This window comes from Vibrio nitrifigilis, from assembly GCF_015686695.1.
Classification (GTDB): Bacteria; Pseudomonadota; Gammaproteobacteria; order Enterobacterales; family Vibrionaceae; genus Vibrio; species Vibrio nitrifigilis.
The window spans coordinates 1,751,927-1,771,540 of record NZ_JADPMR010000001.1; the positions used below are offsets into that span (position 1 = coordinate 1,751,927).

The 19,614-nt window shown below is 41.8% G+C and carries 16 protein-coding genes and 1 riboswitch; of the genes, 8 read left to right on the forward strand and 8 right to left on the reverse strand.

Annotated features, from left to right (window positions below; genetic code table 11):
• The first annotated feature begins 3 nt into the window (after positions 1-3).
• The gene (locus I1A42_RS07720; protein ID WP_161154581.1) at positions 4-639 is read left to right on the forward strand and encodes a LysE family translocator; all 636 of its coding nucleotides are present in this window, start codon (positions 4-6) and stop codon (positions 637-639) included.
• Positions 640-703: 64 nt separating this feature from the next.
• Here the strand turns inward: I1A42_RS07720 and I1A42_RS07725 are convergent, their stop codons facing one another.
• Positions 704-1,375, reverse strand: coding sequence for a hypothetical protein (locus I1A42_RS07725; protein WP_196123122.1), 672 nt, complete (start codon positions 1,373-1,375; stop codon positions 704-706).
• Between the two features lie 206 nt (positions 1,376-1,581).
• Positions 1,582-2,964: an alanine/glycine:cation symporter family protein gene (locus tag I1A42_RS07730; protein WP_196123123.1), complete on the reverse strand. Its 1,383-nt coding sequence runs from the start codon at positions 2,962-2,964 to the stop codon at positions 1,582-1,584.
• A 100-nt stretch (positions 2,965-3,064) separates the two neighbouring features.
• Positions 3,065-3,163, reverse strand: a riboswitch (glycine riboswitch).
• 393 nt (positions 3,164-3,556) lie between these two features.
• Here I1A42_RS07730 and I1A42_RS07735 point away from each other — a divergent pair.
• Together I1A42_RS07735 and I1A42_RS07740 are read left to right on the forward strand one after the other, a co-directional pair.
• Positions 3,557-3,715: a hypothetical protein gene (locus tag I1A42_RS07735; protein WP_196123124.1), complete on the forward strand. Its 159-nt coding sequence runs from the start codon at positions 3,557-3,559 to the stop codon at positions 3,713-3,715.
• Positions 3,716-3,736: 21 nt separating this feature from the next.
• Entirely contained in the window at positions 3,737-4,474 is a 738-nt protein-coding gene (locus tag I1A42_RS07740) for a chromosome partitioning protein ParA (protein WP_161154578.1), read from the forward strand.
• Positions 4,475-4,559: 85 nt separating this feature from the next.
• Here I1A42_RS07740 and I1A42_RS07745 read toward each other — a convergent pair whose 3' ends face one another.
• Positions 4,560-5,042, reverse strand: coding sequence for a YajQ family cyclic di-GMP-binding protein (locus I1A42_RS07745; protein WP_196123125.1), 483 nt, complete (start codon positions 5,040-5,042; stop codon positions 4,560-4,562).
• A gap of 424 nt (positions 5,043-5,466) precedes the next feature.
• Between I1A42_RS07745 and I1A42_RS07750 the strand changes: the two genes are divergently transcribed.
• A complete protein-coding gene (locus I1A42_RS07750) occupies positions 5,467-6,354 on the forward strand; it encodes a putative PEP-binding protein (protein ID WP_196123126.1) in 888 nt (295 codons plus the stop codon).
• A gap of 70 nt (positions 6,355-6,424) precedes the next feature.
• On the opposite strand, the gene I1A42_RS07755 is transcribed toward I1A42_RS07750, so the two are convergent.
• Positions 6,425-7,819, reverse strand: coding sequence for a hypothetical protein (locus I1A42_RS07755; protein WP_161154575.1), 1,395 nt, complete (start codon positions 7,817-7,819; stop codon positions 6,425-6,427).
• A 100-nt stretch (positions 7,820-7,919) separates the two neighbouring features.
• Between I1A42_RS07755 and I1A42_RS07760 the strand changes: the two genes are divergently transcribed.
• Positions 7,920-8,753, forward strand: a complete 834-nt coding sequence (locus tag I1A42_RS07760; protein WP_196123127.1) for a CvfB family protein — start codon at positions 7,920-7,922, stop codon at positions 8,751-8,753.
• A gap of 177 nt (positions 8,754-8,930) precedes the next feature.
• On the opposite strand, the gene rsmF is transcribed toward I1A42_RS07760, so the two are convergent.
• From rsmF to I1A42_RS07780, 4 genes are all read right to left on the reverse strand, one after another.
• Positions 8,931-10,361 (reverse strand): 16S rRNA (cytosine(1407)-C(5))-methyltransferase RsmF, encoded by a 1,431-nt coding sequence (rsmF, locus tag I1A42_RS07765; RefSeq protein ID WP_196123794.1) that lies wholly within the window; start codon positions 10,359-10,361, stop codon positions 8,931-8,933.
• 143 nt (positions 10,362-10,504) lie between these two features.
• Complete coding sequence (locus tag I1A42_RS07770) at positions 10,505-13,129, reverse strand: PqiB family protein (protein ID WP_196123128.1); 2,625 nt, start codon at positions 13,127-13,129, stop codon at positions 10,505-10,507.
• On the reverse strand, positions 13,122-14,366 hold the full coding sequence (locus tag I1A42_RS07775) for a paraquat-inducible protein A (protein ID WP_196123129.1): 1,245 nt from the start codon (positions 14,364-14,366) through the stop codon (positions 13,122-13,124). Before I1A42_RS07775 ends, I1A42_RS07770 begins: the two co-directional genes overlap by 8 nt.
• Positions 14,367-14,458: 92 nt before the next feature.
• Positions 14,459-16,258 carry an ABC transporter ATP-binding protein gene (locus I1A42_RS07780; RefSeq protein ID WP_161154571.1) on the reverse strand — a complete coding sequence of 600 codons (1,800 nt, stop codon included), beginning with the start codon at positions 16,256-16,258 and terminating at the stop codon, positions 14,459-14,461.
• 90 nt (positions 16,259-16,348) lie between these two features.
• On the opposite strand from I1A42_RS07780, the gene I1A42_RS07785 reads away from it, so the two are divergent.
• From I1A42_RS07785 to prc, 3 genes are all read left to right on the forward strand, one after another.
• Complete coding sequence (locus I1A42_RS07785) at positions 16,349-16,822, forward strand: GAF domain-containing protein (RefSeq protein ID WP_161154570.1); 474 nt, start codon at positions 16,349-16,351, stop codon at positions 16,820-16,822.
• Positions 16,823-16,920: 98 nt separating this feature from the next.
• Positions 16,921-17,544, forward strand: a complete 624-nt coding sequence (gene proQ, locus I1A42_RS07790; RefSeq protein WP_196123130.1) for an RNA chaperone ProQ — start codon at positions 16,921-16,923, stop codon at positions 17,542-17,544.
• A gap of 17 nt (positions 17,545-17,561) precedes the next feature.
• A complete protein-coding gene (gene prc, locus I1A42_RS07795) occupies positions 17,562-19,568 on the forward strand; it encodes a carboxy terminal-processing peptidase (RefSeq protein WP_161154568.1) in 2,007 nt (668 codons plus the stop codon).
• Positions 19,569-19,614: the final 46 nt, after the last annotated feature.

The window sequence follows — 19,614 nt, forward strand, 5'->3', positions numbered from 1 at the left end:
TCAATGTACATACAAAATTTTGAAGCTTTTGTCATAGCCATTACCATTTTGACTTTAACACCCGGACTTGATACGGCATTAGTGATTCGTAATACGTCACGTGCAGGTATTAGTGATGGTTGTGTAACGAGTTTTGGTATTTGTAGTGGACTGTTTGTTCATGCCACGTTTTCTGCAATTGGTATTTCTGCAGTGTTAGCACAATCAGCAGAACTGTTTCAAGTCGTGAAAATGATTGGAGCGGCCTACTTAATATGGCTTGGCTACAATAGTTTGAAAGGTTTGATAAAAGGGAACAGTGGTGGTTTGCATGTTGAAACGGCCAATAACTCGAACTTAAGCATTCGTCGTTCGTTGCGCGAAGGTTTTCTATCTAACGTACTTAATCCGAAAACGGCGGTCTTTTACTTAGCATTTTTACCGCAATTTATTAGTCCGGCGCATTCAGCGTTACTGCAATCATTGTTTATGGCAGCGGTACATTTTGTGATCGCAATGATTTGGCAGTGTGCATTATCTGGCGCTCTCAATAAAGCGAGAACTCTGTTGAAAAGCGCTAAGTTTATGCGTTGGATGGAAGGTACAACAGGATGTGTTTTAGTCGGTCTAGGTGTTAAGTTAATGCTTGAACGTCGATAACATTTTGATTGTTTGAATAAAGCCTGGTTGTGTAAAACGTCAACCAGGCTTTTTATTATCCCTATTAAAAGTGTAACCCATGATCAGCAGCAAATTGAGTAATCCACTGGGCTGCGGTAATGAGCAGAGGAAATAAATAGTGGAATGCCACTTCTAATCCCCGTGCAACATCATGAGTCACCACTCTTATCCAGTCGTCATTACCTAATGCAATTCTTACCGCTAACAATGACGATAAAACGAAGAGAATAAATCCCATTAAAGCTTCGTTTTCTGATGCCTTCCATAAATGCAAACAGACTCTGGGCCCAAATGGGAATAGTGGAATACTTCGCCCATTGGGGAGATCTGCAAGTAGATGAATCAATGCCCCGTAAGTTGCGCCAAATAAAGCCCCTTTTGCTAAATCCCAAGCTAATTCACCATGATGAAAGTGGGAGATAAATAGCCACCACCATGAGAATGAAAACAGTCCGATCCAAAGTGCAATATCATGAGACATACCTCGATGATCAAACAGCGTTTTGGATACATGGGCTTTACTGCCATCTTCATTAATTTCTGTGTCACTTTCAGTGGTATAGCGTATTTCTACATCGTCTGGAGCCGTCACACCCCACGCACAACCGATGATAGACATAGCGATAATTGGCCAAGGTAAATGCTGTTTAATACCGATGACGATGGGAACGCTGACGGTAAGAGCCGCGGTAATACGATGTCCTTTGCGGTTCATTTTATACTCCTAGAAGGCACCTACAAAAAAGAGTAGGGAGGTAATTGTTTGATAATCTTAAAGAGTTTATTAAGTGGTGTGTTGGTTTACAGCAAGAATAGAGCAAAGAATTGAATGAGCGATATGATTCGATTAGGTATTGTTCAGAAAGATAAAAAAGCGACACCAATCGGTGTCGCTACAATACAGAATCTTGGTTAAAAGACTTAGTTGGTTTCTAGCGCAACATTATCATCGTTGGCCGTTTGTGCAGGTTTAAAGTACAAACGAGTTTCTTCTGTAATCACTTTACGTAGTAAAATCAATCCGATTAGGTTTGGAATCGCCATTAAACCGTTAACAATATCGGCAATAATCCAAATAAGATCGAGTTGTAAGAAAGCGCCAGAAGCGACCAAGCAAATAAAAATGAATTTATAAGGTAATACTGCTTTGGTGCCCATTAAGAACACGACACAGCGCTCACCGTAGTAGTTCCAACCCAAGATGGTGGTAAAAGCAAAGAACATTAGACCGATAGAGACTAACATTGGGCCAGCATCATGCGCATTTAAACCAACAGCAAATGCGTAGGTTGTCATTGCCGCACCCGCATAATCGCTTTGCCATGCACCGGTAAGAATTAGAGCTAGGCCTGTCATGGTACAAATTAAAATAGTATCAAAGAAGGTGCCGGTCATTGAAATCAGGCCTTGGCGAACACAAGAATCCGTTTTAGCTGCCGCTGCGGCCATTGGAGCACTGCCTAATCCCGATTCATTTGAGAACACGCCGCGAGCAATCCCTGATTGAATCGCTAACATGATAGAAGCGCCCAAGAAACCGCCAGTTGCTGCTGTTGAGGTAAAGGCCGATTCAATCACCAGTGAAATTGCATCCATTAATTTGTCTGCGTTGGTCACAATAATCGCCAAGCAAGCAATGATGTAAAACACGGCCATCGCTGGAACAACTTTACCCGCGACTTTCGAGATCGATTGAATGCCACCAATGGTCACAATAGCAACCAAGAGTGTGAGCACAACGGCAGTCACTTCTTTAGAAATACCAAACGAAATATGGGTAGCATCAACAATAGCATTCACTTGAGCAAAGGTACCGATACCAAAAAATGCTACACCTATGGCAAAAATGGCAAATAATGTCGCAAGTAAATTAGAGCCAACACCATACTTCAAGAAGTACATTGGACCGCCAACCATTTGGCCTTTATCGTCAATTTTACGATATTTAACAGCAAGTAAACACTCAGAGTATTTTGTTGCCATACCAAAAAGTGCCGCTAACCACATCCAAAATAGAGCGCCAGGACCGCCCAATTTGATCGCTGTTGCAACACCAACAATATTACCCGTGCCTATGGTGGCAGATAGCGCAGTACATAACGCAGCAAATGCCGAAACATCCCCTTGTTTTGCATTGCTTTTGTCTTTGCTAAACACCATTTTTAGTGCGGTAGGCAGGTGGCGAAATTGGATCATTCCTAAACGGAACGTAAAGTAGATACCTGTACCGACTAATAAAATGAGTAGTGGTGGACCCCAAACAAAGTGGTCAATAGTTTGTAAAATGTCTTGTAGGTTTTTCATTCGTTTCCCCTTAATAAACAACATATAAGGAGAAGAGGGAAAGGGTGGGTCGTGAAAAAAACGATCGCAAAGCTGCCAAATGGCAACGTTAAAATTAGCCTTTCTCTCCTCTGTCCTTTTGCCTGAGAGTTTCATCTCACCATGTGTGAGATTTGCTCCTTCGGCGACCGATTTAACGGTTCTCTCCAGAGGTTCCTCCAACTACAGTCCTCGCATATTCTTATAAAGAATAAAGCACCTGAAAGATTTACTTCTTCGGCGGGTATGTCTAACCTATTTGTTACTTATAGGTTAACATCCTCTCTCCTGCAGTCTTCATCGGAACAATTATCTGTAACAGATAATTTGCGCAAAGAATACTAACGAAAAGTCAATGTGATGTCATCTACAAAATTGCCATTTATTATCGTTTTTTGCTTTTAAAACTGCGAAGGATATAAGATTTCGGTCTACCCCTATGATAGCGATGATTAATTCATCGAATTTTGTGGGAAATAAAGCCAGTTGGGCAGATTTTTCGAATTTATCAACTTTTCTCTGACCTTTCCCTTTGTTTCAATGGTATAAAATAGAAAACCAAAGGAGCAGACTCATGACCAGACTGATCGCAATTGTGCTATTGCTGGCTATCGCGTATCTATTAATACGGTATCGGACCAATGCTCGGTTACAGAAAGGCGTCGTGATTACAATATTTTCCGCTCTTATTCTTTATACAGTTTCAGTGGTAATCATGGAGTTGTTTCGCTGAGGTACAACTTAGGAGAAAAATGTGGACCATCACAATAATATCGATGACAACGAAGATGTAGTGGTAATAGAGCAGAGAGATAAGCGTACATATATCTATATCGGTATTGCCGCTGTTTTGGGATTGGCATTAGGTGGATTAATTGGCTCGACGCTAACATCGTCAAAATGGCAATCCGCTTACGATTCATTGAATCATAAGTATGAACAATTAACGGATAAAAACTCGGATATATCGAAGCAAGCGCAAAGTGATTTGGCCCAAGCCAATCAACAGCTGCAAGATAAAATTGATGCCGCAGTGACTAAAGCAACTGAGGATAAACAATCTCAAATCACCAAGTTAGAAAAAGAGGTTGCTGAACTGGAGAAAGTGAATGATTCTCTTGATAGCAAGGTAACTAACCAAAAAGCAACCCTAGCTAAAGTGGATGAGCAGAAAGATAAATTAGCTAAGAAAGCGAATTTGCAAGCGAGCGTTTTTGAACGTTCACGCGAGATCTTTCAAAAAGAGTTAAAAACCAAGCAAGAACTAGAAAAATTGCAGAAAGAACGTGATGATTTAGCTCCAAAAATTAAAGAACTGAAAAAAGCGTGTGATCTTTATTTAGCTGGAACCTCTTGGGATGCTAAATCTGACTCTTGTGATAAACAAGATGAAGCAAAGGCTCGCCTAGGACAATTAGATCAGATGATTCATGTCCATCAAATGGATTTGAAACAGATGAAAGCGTTGTCGGAAGATATTGGTTTAAAGTAGATACCACTACATCATTGCCCACATACCGATATCAACAGATATAAAAATCAGCGCTATATAGCGCTGATGTTTTTATAGGCTGATGTTAATCGCGGAAGTTATTATATTGCAATGGCAGTTCTAAATCAGAACCTTTAAACATTGCAATTACAGACTGAAGATCATCGCGCTTTTTACCAGTGACACGGACTTTATCGCCTTGAATCGATGCTTGAACTTTTAGTTTGGCATCTTTGATCATTTTCACCATTTTTTTCGCAGTAAGCGTTTCGATACCTTGCTGGAAGACCACGTCTTTATTCCAGTTTTTACCCGATTGAGATGCAGGCTTTGAATCCATTGAACGGGGATCAACGCCTCGTTTGGCAAGGTTATTCCGTAAAATATCCATCATTTGTGTGATTTGAAAATCACCTTCGGCTTTTAATTTCACAATATCGTTTGATAGATCAAAGCTTGCGTCTACGTTACGAAAATCGAAACGAGTGGAGAGCTCACGGTTAGCATTATCTACAGCGTTACGAAGTTCAACGGTATCGATTTCTGAAACAATATCAAAAGAGGGCATAAGTCACTGAATCCTGTTTTCATTAATTATTTACACGACGCATGTCGCTACTTTATCAAGTAGATCCGATTATCGCGTTAACCAGTATTTTATCACTTTTTTGGTTAGGCGCTTGAATTTGTTTATCATTATGACAATTTATCGGTTTTTATCCTATCAAATCGCGGTTTTTATCTACACTTCGCATATTGAATAGCACAAATTCGTTACAGTGGTTCAATAAACATTCAAAATGATAAGTGCAGGGTCTTTACTCTTGAGTGGCGCTGATGTGGGATGTTTTATTTTTAATCAATAACGAAATTTTTATTAGTAAAGTGAAAATTTATGCAAAATAAATCAATAAATATTGATTTTTGGCTTGAGTTTATTGCCATCTAAAGGTATTTTCAGACTTAACAACATAACGATAAACGGAGCAGTAATGAGTTTTGAACAATCAAGTGTGATCCATGAACAACTCGCTCTGGGAAATAGCTTACCTGGCGCTGATAGTCAGGGAAAAAGTCCATTTTTATTTGTGTCTTTGTCAGAGCTAATTGCAGAGTGCGTTTTCTATCACCCAACACTCGTATGTGGCACAGAAGGACTAACAGAACTAGAAAAAAATTCCTTAGATGCTTTACTGAATGGTCAGTCAATTGAAGAGCACTTTGTCTCAACTTTAGTTGCACAAATTGAACATGCGATAACGGCCGACCACCAAACAGTTCGAGTCTCTTTAAGTAACGCCGATAGCCATGATTTTCAAGCATTGATAGGTGGTAGTGTAGAAAACAGTGAAGTGAACCCAGCGATCGGTTTGCGTGGTGTTTCTCGCTATGCATCGAAATCTTATGCGGCTGGCTTCGCTCTTGAATGTAAAGTGATCAAAGCATTACGTGAAAAAGGGCATGATATTGAAATCGTTGTGCCATTTGTTCGTACTTTAAGTAATGCCGCTACCGTTATTGATCGCTTAGCCGAGCAAGGTTTACCGCGCGGATTAAACGGATTAAAAGTGTCTTACGTTTGTAACGTGCCTTCTTCTGCATTATTGGCTGAACGTTTGCTCAAATATTTTGATGGCGTTGTTATTGATTGGGATCTACTCACACAATGTACGTTAGGTATCGATAAACAGAACCCAGAATTGGAGCATCTCTATAACCCAGAGAGTGAGGCTGTGACTATGCTCGTCGCCGAAGCAGCAAGTGCCGCAGAAAAAGCCAATAAGCCGTTAGTGATTGTCACTACTGCGTTAGCACAATACAGTAAGCTGCAAGCCTACTTGATTGATAATCACCCTAATACCTGTTTGTTTGATTTTTAAATAAGTACGGTTGGTAATAAAAAACACCAGAGTCGTCTTCTCTGGTGTTTTATTTTTAGCTATTTTCTATTTAGCCATCAATGGGATTGAAATTATCGGGCATTGGGATTGACTCAATATCGACAATTTTGCTTCGGTTTAATACGACTTTCCATCGGTAAAATTTAGGTGGAGAGACATGGCTATTTTCTTTAACGATCAAATTAAGCAGGTGACGTTTTTCTACGCGCTCTTTACTCACTTGTCCTTTATTCAATACGTAGATTTTATTTGAACCTTTATCCATTAATCGGGTTATCGCACGTAAATCGATGAGCATTGTTTCCCGGGTTTGTTCGTAACCACTAAGAAAACGTGACGTTGTCATCTTTGTGTTTGAGTGATAGTGGAGTATCTGCTCTTCACGTTGAACAACACGTTTTTTGCGAATAACCTTAATGGTATCAGGGAGCTCTGCGAGTTTTGTGTAATCGAGCCATTCATACTTTTGCCCAACTTGCTTATTCGTTGTGGGATCAAAATAAGCTCGGCACCAACGAGGCTTCCCTTTACGTACCCGACGCCATAGCCACTCTTTCATTTCATCTTTAAATATTTCACGGATAGCGTATAAAAATGCCATTGCGATAATAAAAGAGGCGGTGATTTCACCTAAATAATCCCGCGCCGTTACGGCGAGAATAGTCACGAAAATCATAATAAATCCCGTCGCACCGCCTTTAACCATGCGTTGGACGTTTTTACCAAGAAAAGTGGTGTCTTCTTTTAATACAATAGGGTGTTCTATCAACCGTCTTAACAAGCGCATCTTATTACTCAAACGAGTGATATCTTTATCTGCTTTTCTACTGTTGTAGTGATTTAAGGCTCGATGAGCTTGCTCTTTTTCCGCCAAAGTAATCAAACGTTCTTTGATGGTTTTATAGTCTTGGTCACGGGGTAATCCAGAAACAATCGAAAGAAATTTTTGTTCTGTATACCAAGATAGATAGTTATCGACATTGGCGTAATAACGTTTTAGATGTTCTTCATAGGGAATGGTACGGCGTAACCGTTTTAGAATATCAATCGATAGTTCAATCACAGTGTCGACTTCTTCAGCCACATCAATGACCTCATCATCATCTTCTTCGTTACTACTGCGCTTTATTTTGCTTACCGCGTTATCTAGAGCAATCACATATTGATACGCGTATAAACTTAAACTCACTCGATATTGTGTGGTAGAAAGCCGGCCACGCTGTGCTAAACGGCTGTGTACTAAGGGGAGTAATATTTTATCACTGAAATAAGAGCGCTTTTGGTGAATAGAGCTAATATAAAAATCAACTTCGGTCATCAGTTCAGGACCCAGTCCTAATTCACCGGGGACAAACAGGTAAAGATCTAAGTCAAGTTCCTTACTCTCTGAAACTTGCGTTGCTATTTTTAGCGTCACAGAATCGTGTTTATCTACCGTGATCAAAGAAAACTCCCTAAAAATTAATAAATTTCTTTTTACAGATAAAGAAAGCATAACAGAGATGACGTATAATCTCTGCAAATTTGATGTGAGACAATTTTAGATGATTAATGTAGGTCAGATTAACCGCCTCGAAGTAGTAAAAATTGCCGATTTCGGTGTTTTTTTGGATGCAGGAGAGTATGGCAGCGCTTTGTTACCAAATCGTTTCGTTCCTAACCAAACTGAAGTTGGGCAAACTGTTGACGCATTCCTCTATTTCGATTCAGAAAACCAGATTGCTGCGACCACTGAGCAACCCATTGCCAAAGTAGGCGAATGGGGCCTGATGAAAATTGAGGGTGTTAACAGTATCGGAGCGTTTGCAAACTGGGGAATTAAAGGCAAGGATCTGCTTATTCCATTTAGTGAACAACGTGGGCGTTTGGCTTTAGGGCAAACCATCCTTGTTTATGTATACACAGATAAAGCATCTGGCCGTATTGTTGGTACCACTAAGTTCAATAAATGGTTGGATAATACCCCCGCCAACTATACAAAAAACCAACAAGTTGATTTGATCATTGCGGAACGCTCTGATTTAGGTTTCAAGGCGATCGTTAACGGACAACACTGGGGGATGATTTTCCCGTCAGATGTTTTCGGTAAGTTGTTTATTGGTAAAAAGCTGAAAGGTTTTATTAAGAATGTTCGTGAAGATGGCAAAATCGATTTAGCGCTGCAAAAAGTCGGTGTCGCTAAAATGGATGATCTTAGTTCGAAAATCGTTGATACCTTAGAGAAAAAAGGTGGCTTTTTGCCGCTGAGCGATAAGTCTTCACCAGAAGCTATTTTTGCTGAGTTTCGTACAAGTAAAGGTACATTTAAAAAATCGATTGGTGGATTATATAAGCAGGGTGTGATTGTGATTGAGAAAGACGGCATTCGCCTAGTTTAATCAACACAAGTAGCCCATAAAAAAGGCCCATAACCTTAGAGATTATGGGCTCAGGGGAATGGCTCGTGAGAGCCTGCGCTAATTGGGTTTGAGCGTCAATTTGATACTTTTAATAGTAGTACAGACTGACGAAATAGCGACCATTTCCCACGATTAATTTTTGCGGTTTTTATGAGGCTAAAATAGGTTTTTATCACGAACTAATTCGCGTGGAAGACCATTTTTAATTCGGTTGCCTACCCATTTTCCTAAGCCGATCACGTTCTTATCGTAGCACACGACTACTTCACCTTTTCCAGATAAGTTATCTGGGCGAATATCTCGACCCATATACCACTCTCGAGCTTGCTCAGTATTTAACTCAACGCTGTGATCTATATTCCAAGTTGCTAGAGCTGTTGCAACTTGATGTTGCCAGCGATAACCCTTTTTATGAGTTTCCGCTATTTTAATTCCCATACGAGAAAAACGGACCTCACCGAGCATCTCTTCTAACGCGTCAGGAAATAGCCATACGTCATTATCGCGAATCCAAAGAGTACTGTACTCAGGCAACACAATACCTAAGCTAGATTCTAACTGTTGAGCAATGTCTTGACTGACTTTTTTAGTGGCTTTTGCAAATGGGAATTTACCTAAACGCTTTTTCACTTCTGGTGTCGTGACGGCTGCGTGTTTACGTAGTTTGGCAACAAAGAAGCCTTCACAGTCGTAGACTTGTGGGAAAATATGCAGGAAGCCATCTTCCGTTAATGCTTTATTGGCCTCGGGGAACAGATCGTTTAAAGGCTCAAAACTGACCGCGTCACCATACGTATTTTTCAGGTGCCAACAGACTTGTTGGTTTTCTTCTTGGCTTAAGGTACAAGTGGAGTAAACTAAGGTGCCGCCGACCTTAAGTGATTGAAAAGCGCTTTCTATTAGATCTTTTTGCGTATCAGCGATGCTTATCACTGATTCTGGTGACCAGTTTTTCATTGCATCGGGATCTTTACGTATCGTTCCTTCGCCAGAGCAGGGCGCATCAAGTAAAATAGCGTCAAACTGTTCGGGTAACCAACCACCAAAAATTCGCCCATCGAAATTGGTTAATGCCGCATTTCTCACACCACACCGTTCGATATTCGCGTGTAATACTTTGACGCGGCTGGCTGAGAATTCGTTAGCGACTAACACGCCTTCGTTATCCATTAAAGAAGCCATTTGTGTCGTTTTTGAACCTGGTGCTGCTGCCACATCTAACACACAGCGATACGACGGGGTCTCATTAGTATCTGAAAAAAGTGCGCTGACTGGCATCATGGAACTGGCTTCTTGAATATAAAATAAACCAGCCATGTGTTCTGCCGTGTTGCCAAGTGGGACTAGCGTTTCATCTGCTTCTATCCAAAAGCCTGTTTCACACCAAGGTACAGGGGACAGTTGCCATTGTTTGTTATGCGCTAGTTTAAGGAAATCATCGACACTGATTTTGAGGGTGTTTACACGAATGCTTTTGCGTAAAGGACGCTGACAGGCAGCAATAAAGTCGTCCATGTGAAGAGTGTCAGGCATTATTTTTGCCATCGCTTCTAAAAAGGACTGCGGGAATTGGATGTTAGGGTGCAAAACGGTATCTCTAAAACTGTGAGTAGCGGCATTATACCGATAAGAATAGGATAAGCCAAAGTCGTGTGTAAAAAGAAACACCCTCTAACCGTGATGGCTGAGGGTGTTATGATCATGACGTTTTAATCTGTGTAAAAGGGAACCTAAGGCTTAGGTATCGGTGTTTGCCACTGGGTCCATTCATCTTCTGCGGATTCATGTAATCGAAATGCATGGCCTGATTCAGCGATCGGTTTTAGAGCTCCATTTGCTGGTGGAGTCGCGAAACTTACGCCGCCACGCACAAGGCTATCTAATGTGCCCGCTTTTACTTTCGCGCCCGTAATACCAATCGATACATTGACGCCCGAAGTATTCCAAAACACGGTATTGGTACGAATTAAATAAGCGTATTGAGGTTTGATTTCAATGGTGGAAACGACTCGGTCGGCTAAATCACCGAGTTTAACATCGAGTACTCGGCCAACTTCTATCTGGCGAAAATAGACGGGCGTGTTCGGTGAAAGTGAGTGGCGCATCGGGCTTTGCAATACAAAGCGAACGCCATTTTGTTGATAAGCCGATGAACTCAATTCAAATTGATGCGTTTCTTTGCCTTGTCCCGGGGCGACATTAATGGTCGGGTGCAATAGTTTATCCACATTATCCACCCCGTGTAAGCTAATATTGGCTTTCGCTACCCAAAATCTTGAGCCAGTTCGCGCCACATATTGGCTATATTCGGGTTTAATTTGCACCATAAATGTCATCTCGTTACCAGAAAAGTTAGGTGTGACATGGGTGACACTACCGATATTGACCCCCTGATATTCAAGTGGCGTACCGGCTTTTACGCCATAGTTTTCGGAACTGCGCAGGGTAATTACGCTGCCGTGGCGTTTGGCTTGTTCATAGCTACTATATAAGGTCCAATCATTGCCAGATTTATTTTCAACCCCGTTGAGGGTATCGAAAGCGATCCCTCCCTTAAGTAAACTCTGTAGTGGACCAGCCTGCATACTGACACCAGATAGTGACGCTGTCACTTTTACTCCGGAATGATCCCAAAATACGGAGTGGTCGTTAATCAGGTGACGATATTGGTTATTTATGTTGGCTTCGATGCGTACTCCCTTCGGAGTGAGCGTGTAGTTAGATACACTGCCGACTTGCAAATTGCGGTAGAGAATGGGGCTTCCCTTTTGCACGGATGGCAGAGTATCCGCCACCAAGGATATTTTGCTAGAGCCTGATTGATTAAACTGCGCAAGTTCGGCTAGCGATTGGCTTGAGTACAATTCATAGGAAGAAGCTGGGTGATTATCCCCTTGACTCGTAAAGCTAATTGAACCTGCTACCAGCTGTTTGGCTGAAGGCAGTGACACACTGACACCATTTTCTGTTAGTGAAGCATTGACTGAGTTGGAGAGGTAAAAACGGCTTTGAGACTTCACTAGTGATTGATATTTTTTATCTAATTGCAAATAGAAACGGACTTGCGAATCACCGATTAATTGGACATGTAACACTTTCCCAACGGGAATACCACGGTAAAGTACGGGAGTATTGACTTCAATACCGTACGAATCAGCGGCGTGCAGCGATAGGGTAAACGTATTACTGGTTGCAATACTGCTTTTCGCCTCTGCCGCAAATTGGCGATTACGCTCACCATCTCCTGGAATAAAGCTGAGGTAATTACCTTTAATAAAATTACCGAGATTTTTTACGCCACTTAACGAAACTTGTGGTTCTTCAAGAACAAAGCGAGCATTGGTGGTTAACATATCGGCAAATGCTGGTTCGATAGCCGCATCGGCAATGGTATGAAGTCGTTTGCTGTCTAACGAGAGGTTGGTGATTTGCCCAATTTCTATACCACGAAACATGATTGGGCTTCCGGTCGAGGTAATGCCACTATGATCCGGCAGTTGAATAGTAATCGGGACGCCACGGCCTGCCGTTTTTAAGTTTTTATATAACTTAAACTGAGCGTTCTTTGCCACAGGATCGCCACCATCAGGTGAATCAACGGCAATAGCGCCACTAATTAACGCATTTAAGCTATCAAGATGAACACCGACACCATGGAAACCGACCTCGGCACCGACGCCACTCACATTCCAAAAACGGCTCTGTTTGGTAATGATATGGCGGTATTCATCTTTAATCGATGCTTGAATTAAAACGGCTTTATCGTCTTTGGCTAGCTGATAACTATATACCTCACCAATAGGGATCTTTTTGTACACAATTTGCGACCCAACCGAAATTCCACCCAAATCTCGAGCTTTTAGCGTAACAGTTAACCCATTATTAGCCTGCAAGTTTGCGGGGGCATTATCGAGGCCATGATATTTGGTCGGATAATCAGAATCTCTGTTTTCTCCTGGCTGCAATGCAATATAGTTTCCCGATACTAAGGCATCTAAACCGGAAACGCCGGATAACGATGCTTTAGGTTTGACCAGCCAAAATTGTGTGTCATGGGAGAGCAGCTTAGTCGCTTCTGGATAAATATCTGCAGAGACATAAATGCTATCAAGATCTTGCGAAAGTTTGATGTCTCTGACCATGCCAACTTCAAGGCCTTGATAGCGGATAGGGGTTCGGCCAGCAACGAGCCCTTGGCCGTTAGAAAACTGAATTTGGATTCGTTCACCAGCATCATTGACCGATTTCATCACCAGCCAACCGGCCAAGAGCATGGTGACAATAGGTAAAATCCAAAGTGGAGAGATTCCCCAAGAGCGTTTCATTTTCGGGGAGTGAACAGCATTATTATTCATCGGCAGACCTACAAATGGCGCTTTCCTCATTGGTGCTATCCCAAATCAAACGAGGGTCAAGGCTCTCTGTCGCGAGTAAGGTTAAAAAGACCACCAAGCCAAAGGCGATAGCACCATTGCCTGGAACAAAATTGAGAATTTGCCCACGATCGACGAGAGTGAGCATGATGGAAATGACAAAAAGATCGAGCATCGACCATTTACCAATCACTTTGATGATTTGATAGATTTTCATTTGCCGTATTCGATTGCCTGTCTGAAAGCGAATGCCATATAGGATATAGCCTAGCCCCACGATTTTAGCGATAGGGACTATGATGCTAGCAACGAAAATAATGATGGCGATACTTACCATCTGACTATTCAGTAGGGAAATGACACCGGAAAATATGGTGTCTTCTAATCGTTGCCCGTTGGTGAGCAAAATGGATATAGGCAAAATGTTGGCTGGGATAAGCGCCACAGTTGCAGCCATTAGGTAAGCGCTCGTTCTTTCAATCGAACGGGGTTTTCTTACATGCAAGGTATGATGGCAGCGCTGGCAATGACTTCCTTCCGGTTGAGATAAATGGCAATGGTTACAATGTATGTGTTTATGTTGATGTTCAAAACTCACTTCGGGACGCCATAATTCCCAATAACGACGTAAACTGACGCGGGTTATCAGCAATATGCACAATATTTGTAGACCAATTAACGCGTAAAGCGCCGGGCCGACACTGATGTCTGATATATCACTGAGCTTAATACAGGCCACCAAAATACTGACCAAAAAGACATCAATCATAGTCCAGGTTTTTAAACGTCGAATCAATGAAGTTCCGATTCGCAGCCCAATAAACCAATGTTTATGTAGCGATATATGGCATAACACTAGCGCTAAACACAGGGTGATCGGCGCTACCACGCTGCAGAAGAACACCAATACACCAAGAGGGAAATACCCGGCTTCAATCAGGCACCAGGCGCCATCAACAATGGACCCATGAAAGTTAACGCCAAGCAAATGAATATGAATGAATGGGAAACTGTATGCGGGTATAAAGAGTAATAGACAAGTGAGGGCAATGGCCAAGTTTCCGGATAATGAAGGACTACCGCCGCGGCTTTGCTGAGTACCGCAGCGTGGACAATAGGCATTATTTCCCGCCGTTGGATGAATAGAGAGAATCGGTAATCCGCACCCCTGACATAACCTGACGGGCGGTGCATGGCGAGTGTTGTTTAGTGCTGGCATCGAATCTTTCGGTTGTATTATGTTCGGGTTATAAAAGGTACATTGTCACTTTTTGTGAAAATTAAAATTCAACGCTAAGGACGATGTATCTATTAGGCAGAGGTTTGTTCACCATTACCGTATAAAGTTTGATATAGGCCTTCTTGTTCAACCAGTTCTCCATGTGTTCCTGCTTGCGTGACACGACCATCTTCTAAAACATAAATCAAATCGGCCTGTTTTACTGCAGAAAGTCGGTGAGCCACGATCAATGTTGTTCTGTTTTGTAAGAACACGCTCAGTGCATGGTGTAACGCAGCTTCTGTTGCGGTATCGAGTGCTGATGTTGCCTCATCCAAAATCACAAACTTAGGATTACTCAATATCATGCGTGCAATCGCTAAACGCTGCCGCTGACCACCAGATAGGCGGATACCATTACGACCGATTTCAGTATCGAGCCCATCAGTGAGCTGTTTTATAACGTCTTTCATTTGCGCGACATTAAGCGCATTCCAGAGTTCATGCTCTGAATAAGTGTGGCCTAAAGTCAAATTGTTGCGTAGCGTATCATTAAATAGCACGGGTTGCTGTAAAACTACGGCAATTTCATCGCGTATAACATCGAAACTAATATCATCGGTGGTGGCACCATTATATCGAATTTGGCCACTATCTTGACGATAGACACCGATCAGTAATTGAATGAGGGTTGATTTACCACCGCCACTGGCACCGACGAGTGCCACTTTTTTACCGGCTGGAATCGACAAGGAGAGATGGTCGAGTACAGGGTTTTCTCCATTATAAGAGAAGGTGATATTGTCGACGTTGACGTCAACATCCTGCCCATCCTCAAACGGATTCACCTTACTAACCGGACGATACTCTTCTTCTAAGTCCAATAGCTGATTAATACGCTTTAGAGCAGCTTTCGCTCCATACCATGAAAATTGGATGCCGAGTAACTCTTGAACTGGGCTGAGCATAAACCAGAGATATCCAAATACAGCAAATATCTGGCCGATGGTCATGTCACTGAATAACACCATTAACATGGCGACGGCGCGAAACAGTTCAAAACCCATTAAAAATAGTAAAAATGACAGTCGGCCTGCGGCTTCAGATTGCCAAGCAAACTTATCGGCACTTTCACGGACTTCGTTTGCTTGTTGTTTTAACTGATTAAGGAATTGCTTTTCTCGGTTTGCCGCGCGTAACTGATAAATACCATCAAGTGTTTCAATTAAACGTGTTTGAAAACGTTCGAACGATTGGTTTTCTATTTTTTTTAGTGATTTTACTTTCGCACCTAGTTTACGAGAGAAATAGAGCACGATAGGATTGACCAGCAAAATGAAGAGGCCTAAACGCCAGTCGAGCCAGAGAAGAACCCCAGCCGTGCCCAATACCGTGAGTAATCCAATAATGAACTTGCTGAGTGTTGTGCCGATAAATTGGTCAATCGTTTCAATATCTGTGATTAAATGGGCATTGATTCCACCGCTTCCTCTGGTTTCATATTGTTTTATGCTAATTCGCCCCAATTTATCTATCATCTTGCAACGCATTTGATACGTGATGGTCTTCGAGACCAAAGTAAATTGCCGGTTTTGCAAAATATTAAGCAGTTGTCCCGTGGTGCGCATCAGCACAATGAGGAACAGCGTAAAAAAGATGTACCCAGTGCCTGTTTGCCAAGCACTTGGCAAAATGTGGTTCATAGCATCCAGGCCTTTACCTGGTTTATTTAACAGCACTTCATCCACCATCAAGGGCATGAGTAGCGGAATGGGAACGCTAACTAAAGTAGCAATAACCGCTACTGTGTTAGCGAAGATAAGTTTCGATTTGTGCTGTTTTGCTTGTTTTATTAGCCAAGAACCGCTAATAGTGTCACTGGAGTACGTCATTAGAGTCGTTCAATCATCCTAATCTTCGATAGAGATAGCATTGTACGAACTACTCTAAGTGAAGTCTTTCTTTTTTAATTGGAAATAGTTATGAATATCGAACAGTACCAACGTTTAACCAAACAAGCCGTTTCATTGATTGAATCTGAGCCTAATTTAATTGCGAACTTATCCAATATAAGTGCGCTATTGAATATGGAGCTAGAAGATTTAAACTGGGTGGGCTTCTACTTGATGGATAACGACGAGTTGGTATTAGGTCCCTTCCAAGGTCTACCTGCTTGTGTGCGTATTCCAGTAGGTAAAGGTGTTTGTGGTACTGCTGTTGCAACCAATACCGTGCAGCGTATTTACGATGTTCACGAATTTGAAGGCCACATCGCATGTGATGCGGCGAGTAACTCAGAAATTGTTATCCCATTCTCTATTAATGGAAAAGTCGCTGGTGTGTTGGATATTGATAGTCCAAATATTGGTCGATTTTCCGAAATTGACCAAGAAGGGCTGACAAATTTGATGACAGAAGTAGAAAAGCTGCTTAATTCACACGCTAACAATGCATAAATTCGTGTTTACCTGTGGTTTTTCCTATACAGGTCACTATAATACCGAGCATATTTGTAAAATGTTTAGCGGTCTAGCCGCACAAACCAGGAATCCTCATGGAAAACACTGAAAAGTTAAAAAACAGCAAAGAAGTGATTGCATATATTGCTGAATGTTTCCCTAAATGCTTTACTTTAGAAGGTGAAGCAAAACCTCTGAAAATTGGTATTTTTCAAGATCTTGCTGAACGCCTTAGCGACGATGCTAAAGTCAGTAAAACTCAGCTACGTGCCGCGTTAAGACAGTACACTTCTTCTTGGCGTTATTTACATGGTGTAAAACCTGGTGCAGTGCGTGTTGACCTAGACGGTAATGACTGTGGTGAATTAGAAGAACAGCACATTGAGCATGCTCAAACGGCTCTAGCAGAAAGCAAAGCACGTGTTGATGCTCGTCGTAAGGAAAGAAACAAGAAGGCTCGTGAAGAAGGTAAAGCTAAGAAAACAGCGAAAAAACCTCAAACTCGTCGCCCTCAATCAAAAGCGCCTAAAGCGGATAAAAAGCCAGTTGAAACGCGTGCTTTAAATTCCGATGAAGCAACCATCGGTAAACAAGTGAACGTCAACATGGGCAAAGGCAACATGGCTGCGACCATTGTTGAAATCAATAAGGAAGATGTGCGTGTTCAGCTTGTTAACGGCCTGCAAATGGTTGTGAAAATGGAGCACTTGCGCGCATAAAGGAGACATTCCTACGCATGAAATGCCGTTCAAAATTGACTCTGATTGCTGCTAGCCTTGGGCTAGCAGCCTTTTCAGCTCAGGCTGTAGAAGCCACTATTCATGAAGAAGACTTACCCATGCTGGCGCCTTTGGCTCAACATGAAATCGCTAGCAAACGAGTCACTTCCCGATTTACCCGTTCTCACTATAAACACTTCAATCTAGATGATAATTTTTCCAAAAAGATCTTTGATCGTTATTTGGGAATGTTGGATTACAACCGTAATATTTTTACTCAAGCAGATATCGACTCCTTTAAAACTTGGTCTACCGAACTCGATGATCAACTTAAGGCAGGCGAAAATGATATCGCATTCAAGCTGTATAATTTATCTGAGAAGAAACGTTACGAGCGTTACCAATACGCTTTATCATTGCTTGATCACGAGATTAAATTTGACAAAAAAGAGTCAATTGAACTCGATCGTTCTAAAGAAGCATGGCCAAAAAACGTGGCTGAGTTGGATGATTTATGGCGTAAGCGCGTTAAATACGATGCGTTAAACCTAAAATTGTCGGGTAAAAAATGGCCCGAGATTAAAAAGACTCTGACCAAACGTTATAACAACGCCATCAAACGTCTAACACAGACTCACAGCGAAGATGTGTTCCAGATGTACATGAATGCGTTTGCTCGTTCTATTGATCCACACACTAGCTACCTTTCCCCACGCAGTGCAAAAGAGTTCCAAACGGAAATGAGCCTGCAACTTGAAGGTATTGGTGCTGTGTTACAAGCAACGGACGACTACACTGAAATTCGTTCGCTCGTAAAAGGTGGTCCAGCGTCGAAGAGCAAGCAATTAGCCAAAGGTGATAAAATCATTGGCGTTGGTCAAGACGGCAAGAAAATTGTTGATGTCGTAGGTTGGCGCTTAGATGATGTGGTTGATTTGATCAAAGGTCCGAAAGGGACAAAAGTTCAACTGCAAATCCTTCCTGAAGGGAAAGACGCAAAAAGTCACGTTGTCACAATTGTTCGCGATACCATTCATCTAGAAGACCGAGCGGTTAAATCAAAAGTATTTAATGAAAACGGTAAGAAGATTGGTGTACTTGAAGTCCCTAGCTTCTATGTGGGCCTCTCTAAAGATACGGATAAGTTGATCACTGAGCTTAAACAGAAACATGTTGACGGTATCATTGTTGATTTGCGTAACAATGGTGGTGGTGCACTGACAGAAGCAACGGCATTAAGTGGATTGTTTATTTCTAGTGGTCCTGTTGTCCAAGTTCGTGATAGTTATGGTCGCGTTAACGTCAATAGCGATACCGATGGCAAAACCAGTTATGCCGGACCTATGACCGTTCTGATTAACCGATACAGTGCATCGGCGTCAGAAATCTTTGCCGCAGCAATGCAAGATTATGGTCGCGCAGTTATTTTGGGTGAAAACTCGTATGGTAAAGGGACGGTTCAACAGCATCGCTCACTCAACCATATCTATGATTTGTTCGATCAACCTTTAGGTTATGTGCAATATACCATTCAGAAGTTCTATCGAATTAATGGTGGTAGTACTCAAAATAAAGGGGTAAGACCAGATATTGCGTTCCCGACACCGATTGACCCGAAAGATACCGGTGAAAGTGTGGAAGATAACGCCTTACCATGGGATAGCATTGATCGCGCTGATTATCACCAGTTACATGATGATAAGGCGTTAATTAAAGAATTAACGGCACAGCACAAACAACGCATCGCCCACGATATGGAATTTGGTTTTATTGCGCAAGATATTGCTAAGTACAAAAAAGACAAAGATGACAACACGTTATCTTTGAGTGAACAAGTACGTAAGCAAGAATCTAAAGAAGCCGATCAACAGCGTTTAACACGTATTAATGATCGCCGTAAAGCTGCTGGTAAACCTTTGTACAAATCAATCGATGATGTACCAAAAGATTACGAAGCTCCGGATGCTTACTTAGATGAAGCTGTCGATATTACTGTTGATATGGTTAACGATACCAAATCGTAATATCGAAGCAAAAAAAGATAAAGCGGGCTTATAAGCCCGCTTTTTT

Coding starts and splice junctions, on each gene's coding strand:
- I1A42_RS07720 (WP_161154581.1), top strand. CDS start 4: ATGTACATACAAAATTTTGAAGCTTTTGTCATAGCCATTACCATTTTG.
- I1A42_RS07725 (WP_196123122.1), bottom strand. CDS start 1,375: ATGAACCGCAAAGGACATCGTATTACCGCGGCTCTTACCGTCAGCGTT.
- I1A42_RS07730 (WP_196123123.1), bottom strand. CDS start 2,964: ATGAAAAACCTACAAGACATTTTACAAACTATTGACCACTTTGTTTGG.
- I1A42_RS07735 (WP_196123124.1), top strand. CDS start 3,557: ATGACCAGACTGATCGCAATTGTGCTATTGCTGGCTATCGCGTATCTA.
- I1A42_RS07745 (WP_196123125.1), bottom strand. CDS start 5,042: ATGCCCTCTTTTGATATTGTTTCAGAAATCGATACCGTTGAACTTCGT.
- I1A42_RS07750 (WP_196123126.1), top strand. CDS start 5,467: ATGAGTTTTGAACAATCAAGTGTGATCCATGAACAACTCGCTCTGGGA.
- I1A42_RS07760 (WP_196123127.1), top strand. CDS start 7,920: ATGATTAATGTAGGTCAGATTAACCGCCTCGAAGTAGTAAAAATTGCC.
- I1A42_RS07770 (WP_196123128.1), bottom strand. CDS start 13,129: ATGAATAATAATGCTGTTCACTCCCCGAAAATGAAACGCTCTTGGGGA.
- I1A42_RS07775 (WP_196123129.1), bottom strand. CDS start 14,366: ATGCCAGCACTAAACAACACTCGCCATGCACCGCCCGTCAGGTTATGT.
- I1A42_RS07780 (WP_161154571.1), bottom strand. CDS start 16,258: ATGACGTACTCCAGTGACACTATTAGCGGTTCTTGGCTAATAAAACAA.
- I1A42_RS07785 (WP_161154570.1), top strand. CDS start 16,349: ATGAATATCGAACAGTACCAACGTTTAACCAAACAAGCCGTTTCATTG.
- proQ (WP_196123130.1), top strand. CDS start 16,921: ATGGAAAACACTGAAAAGTTAAAAAACAGCAAAGAAGTGATTGCATAT.
- prc (WP_161154568.1), top strand. CDS start 17,562: ATGAAATGCCGTTCAAAATTGACTCTGATTGCTGCTAGCCTTGGGCTA.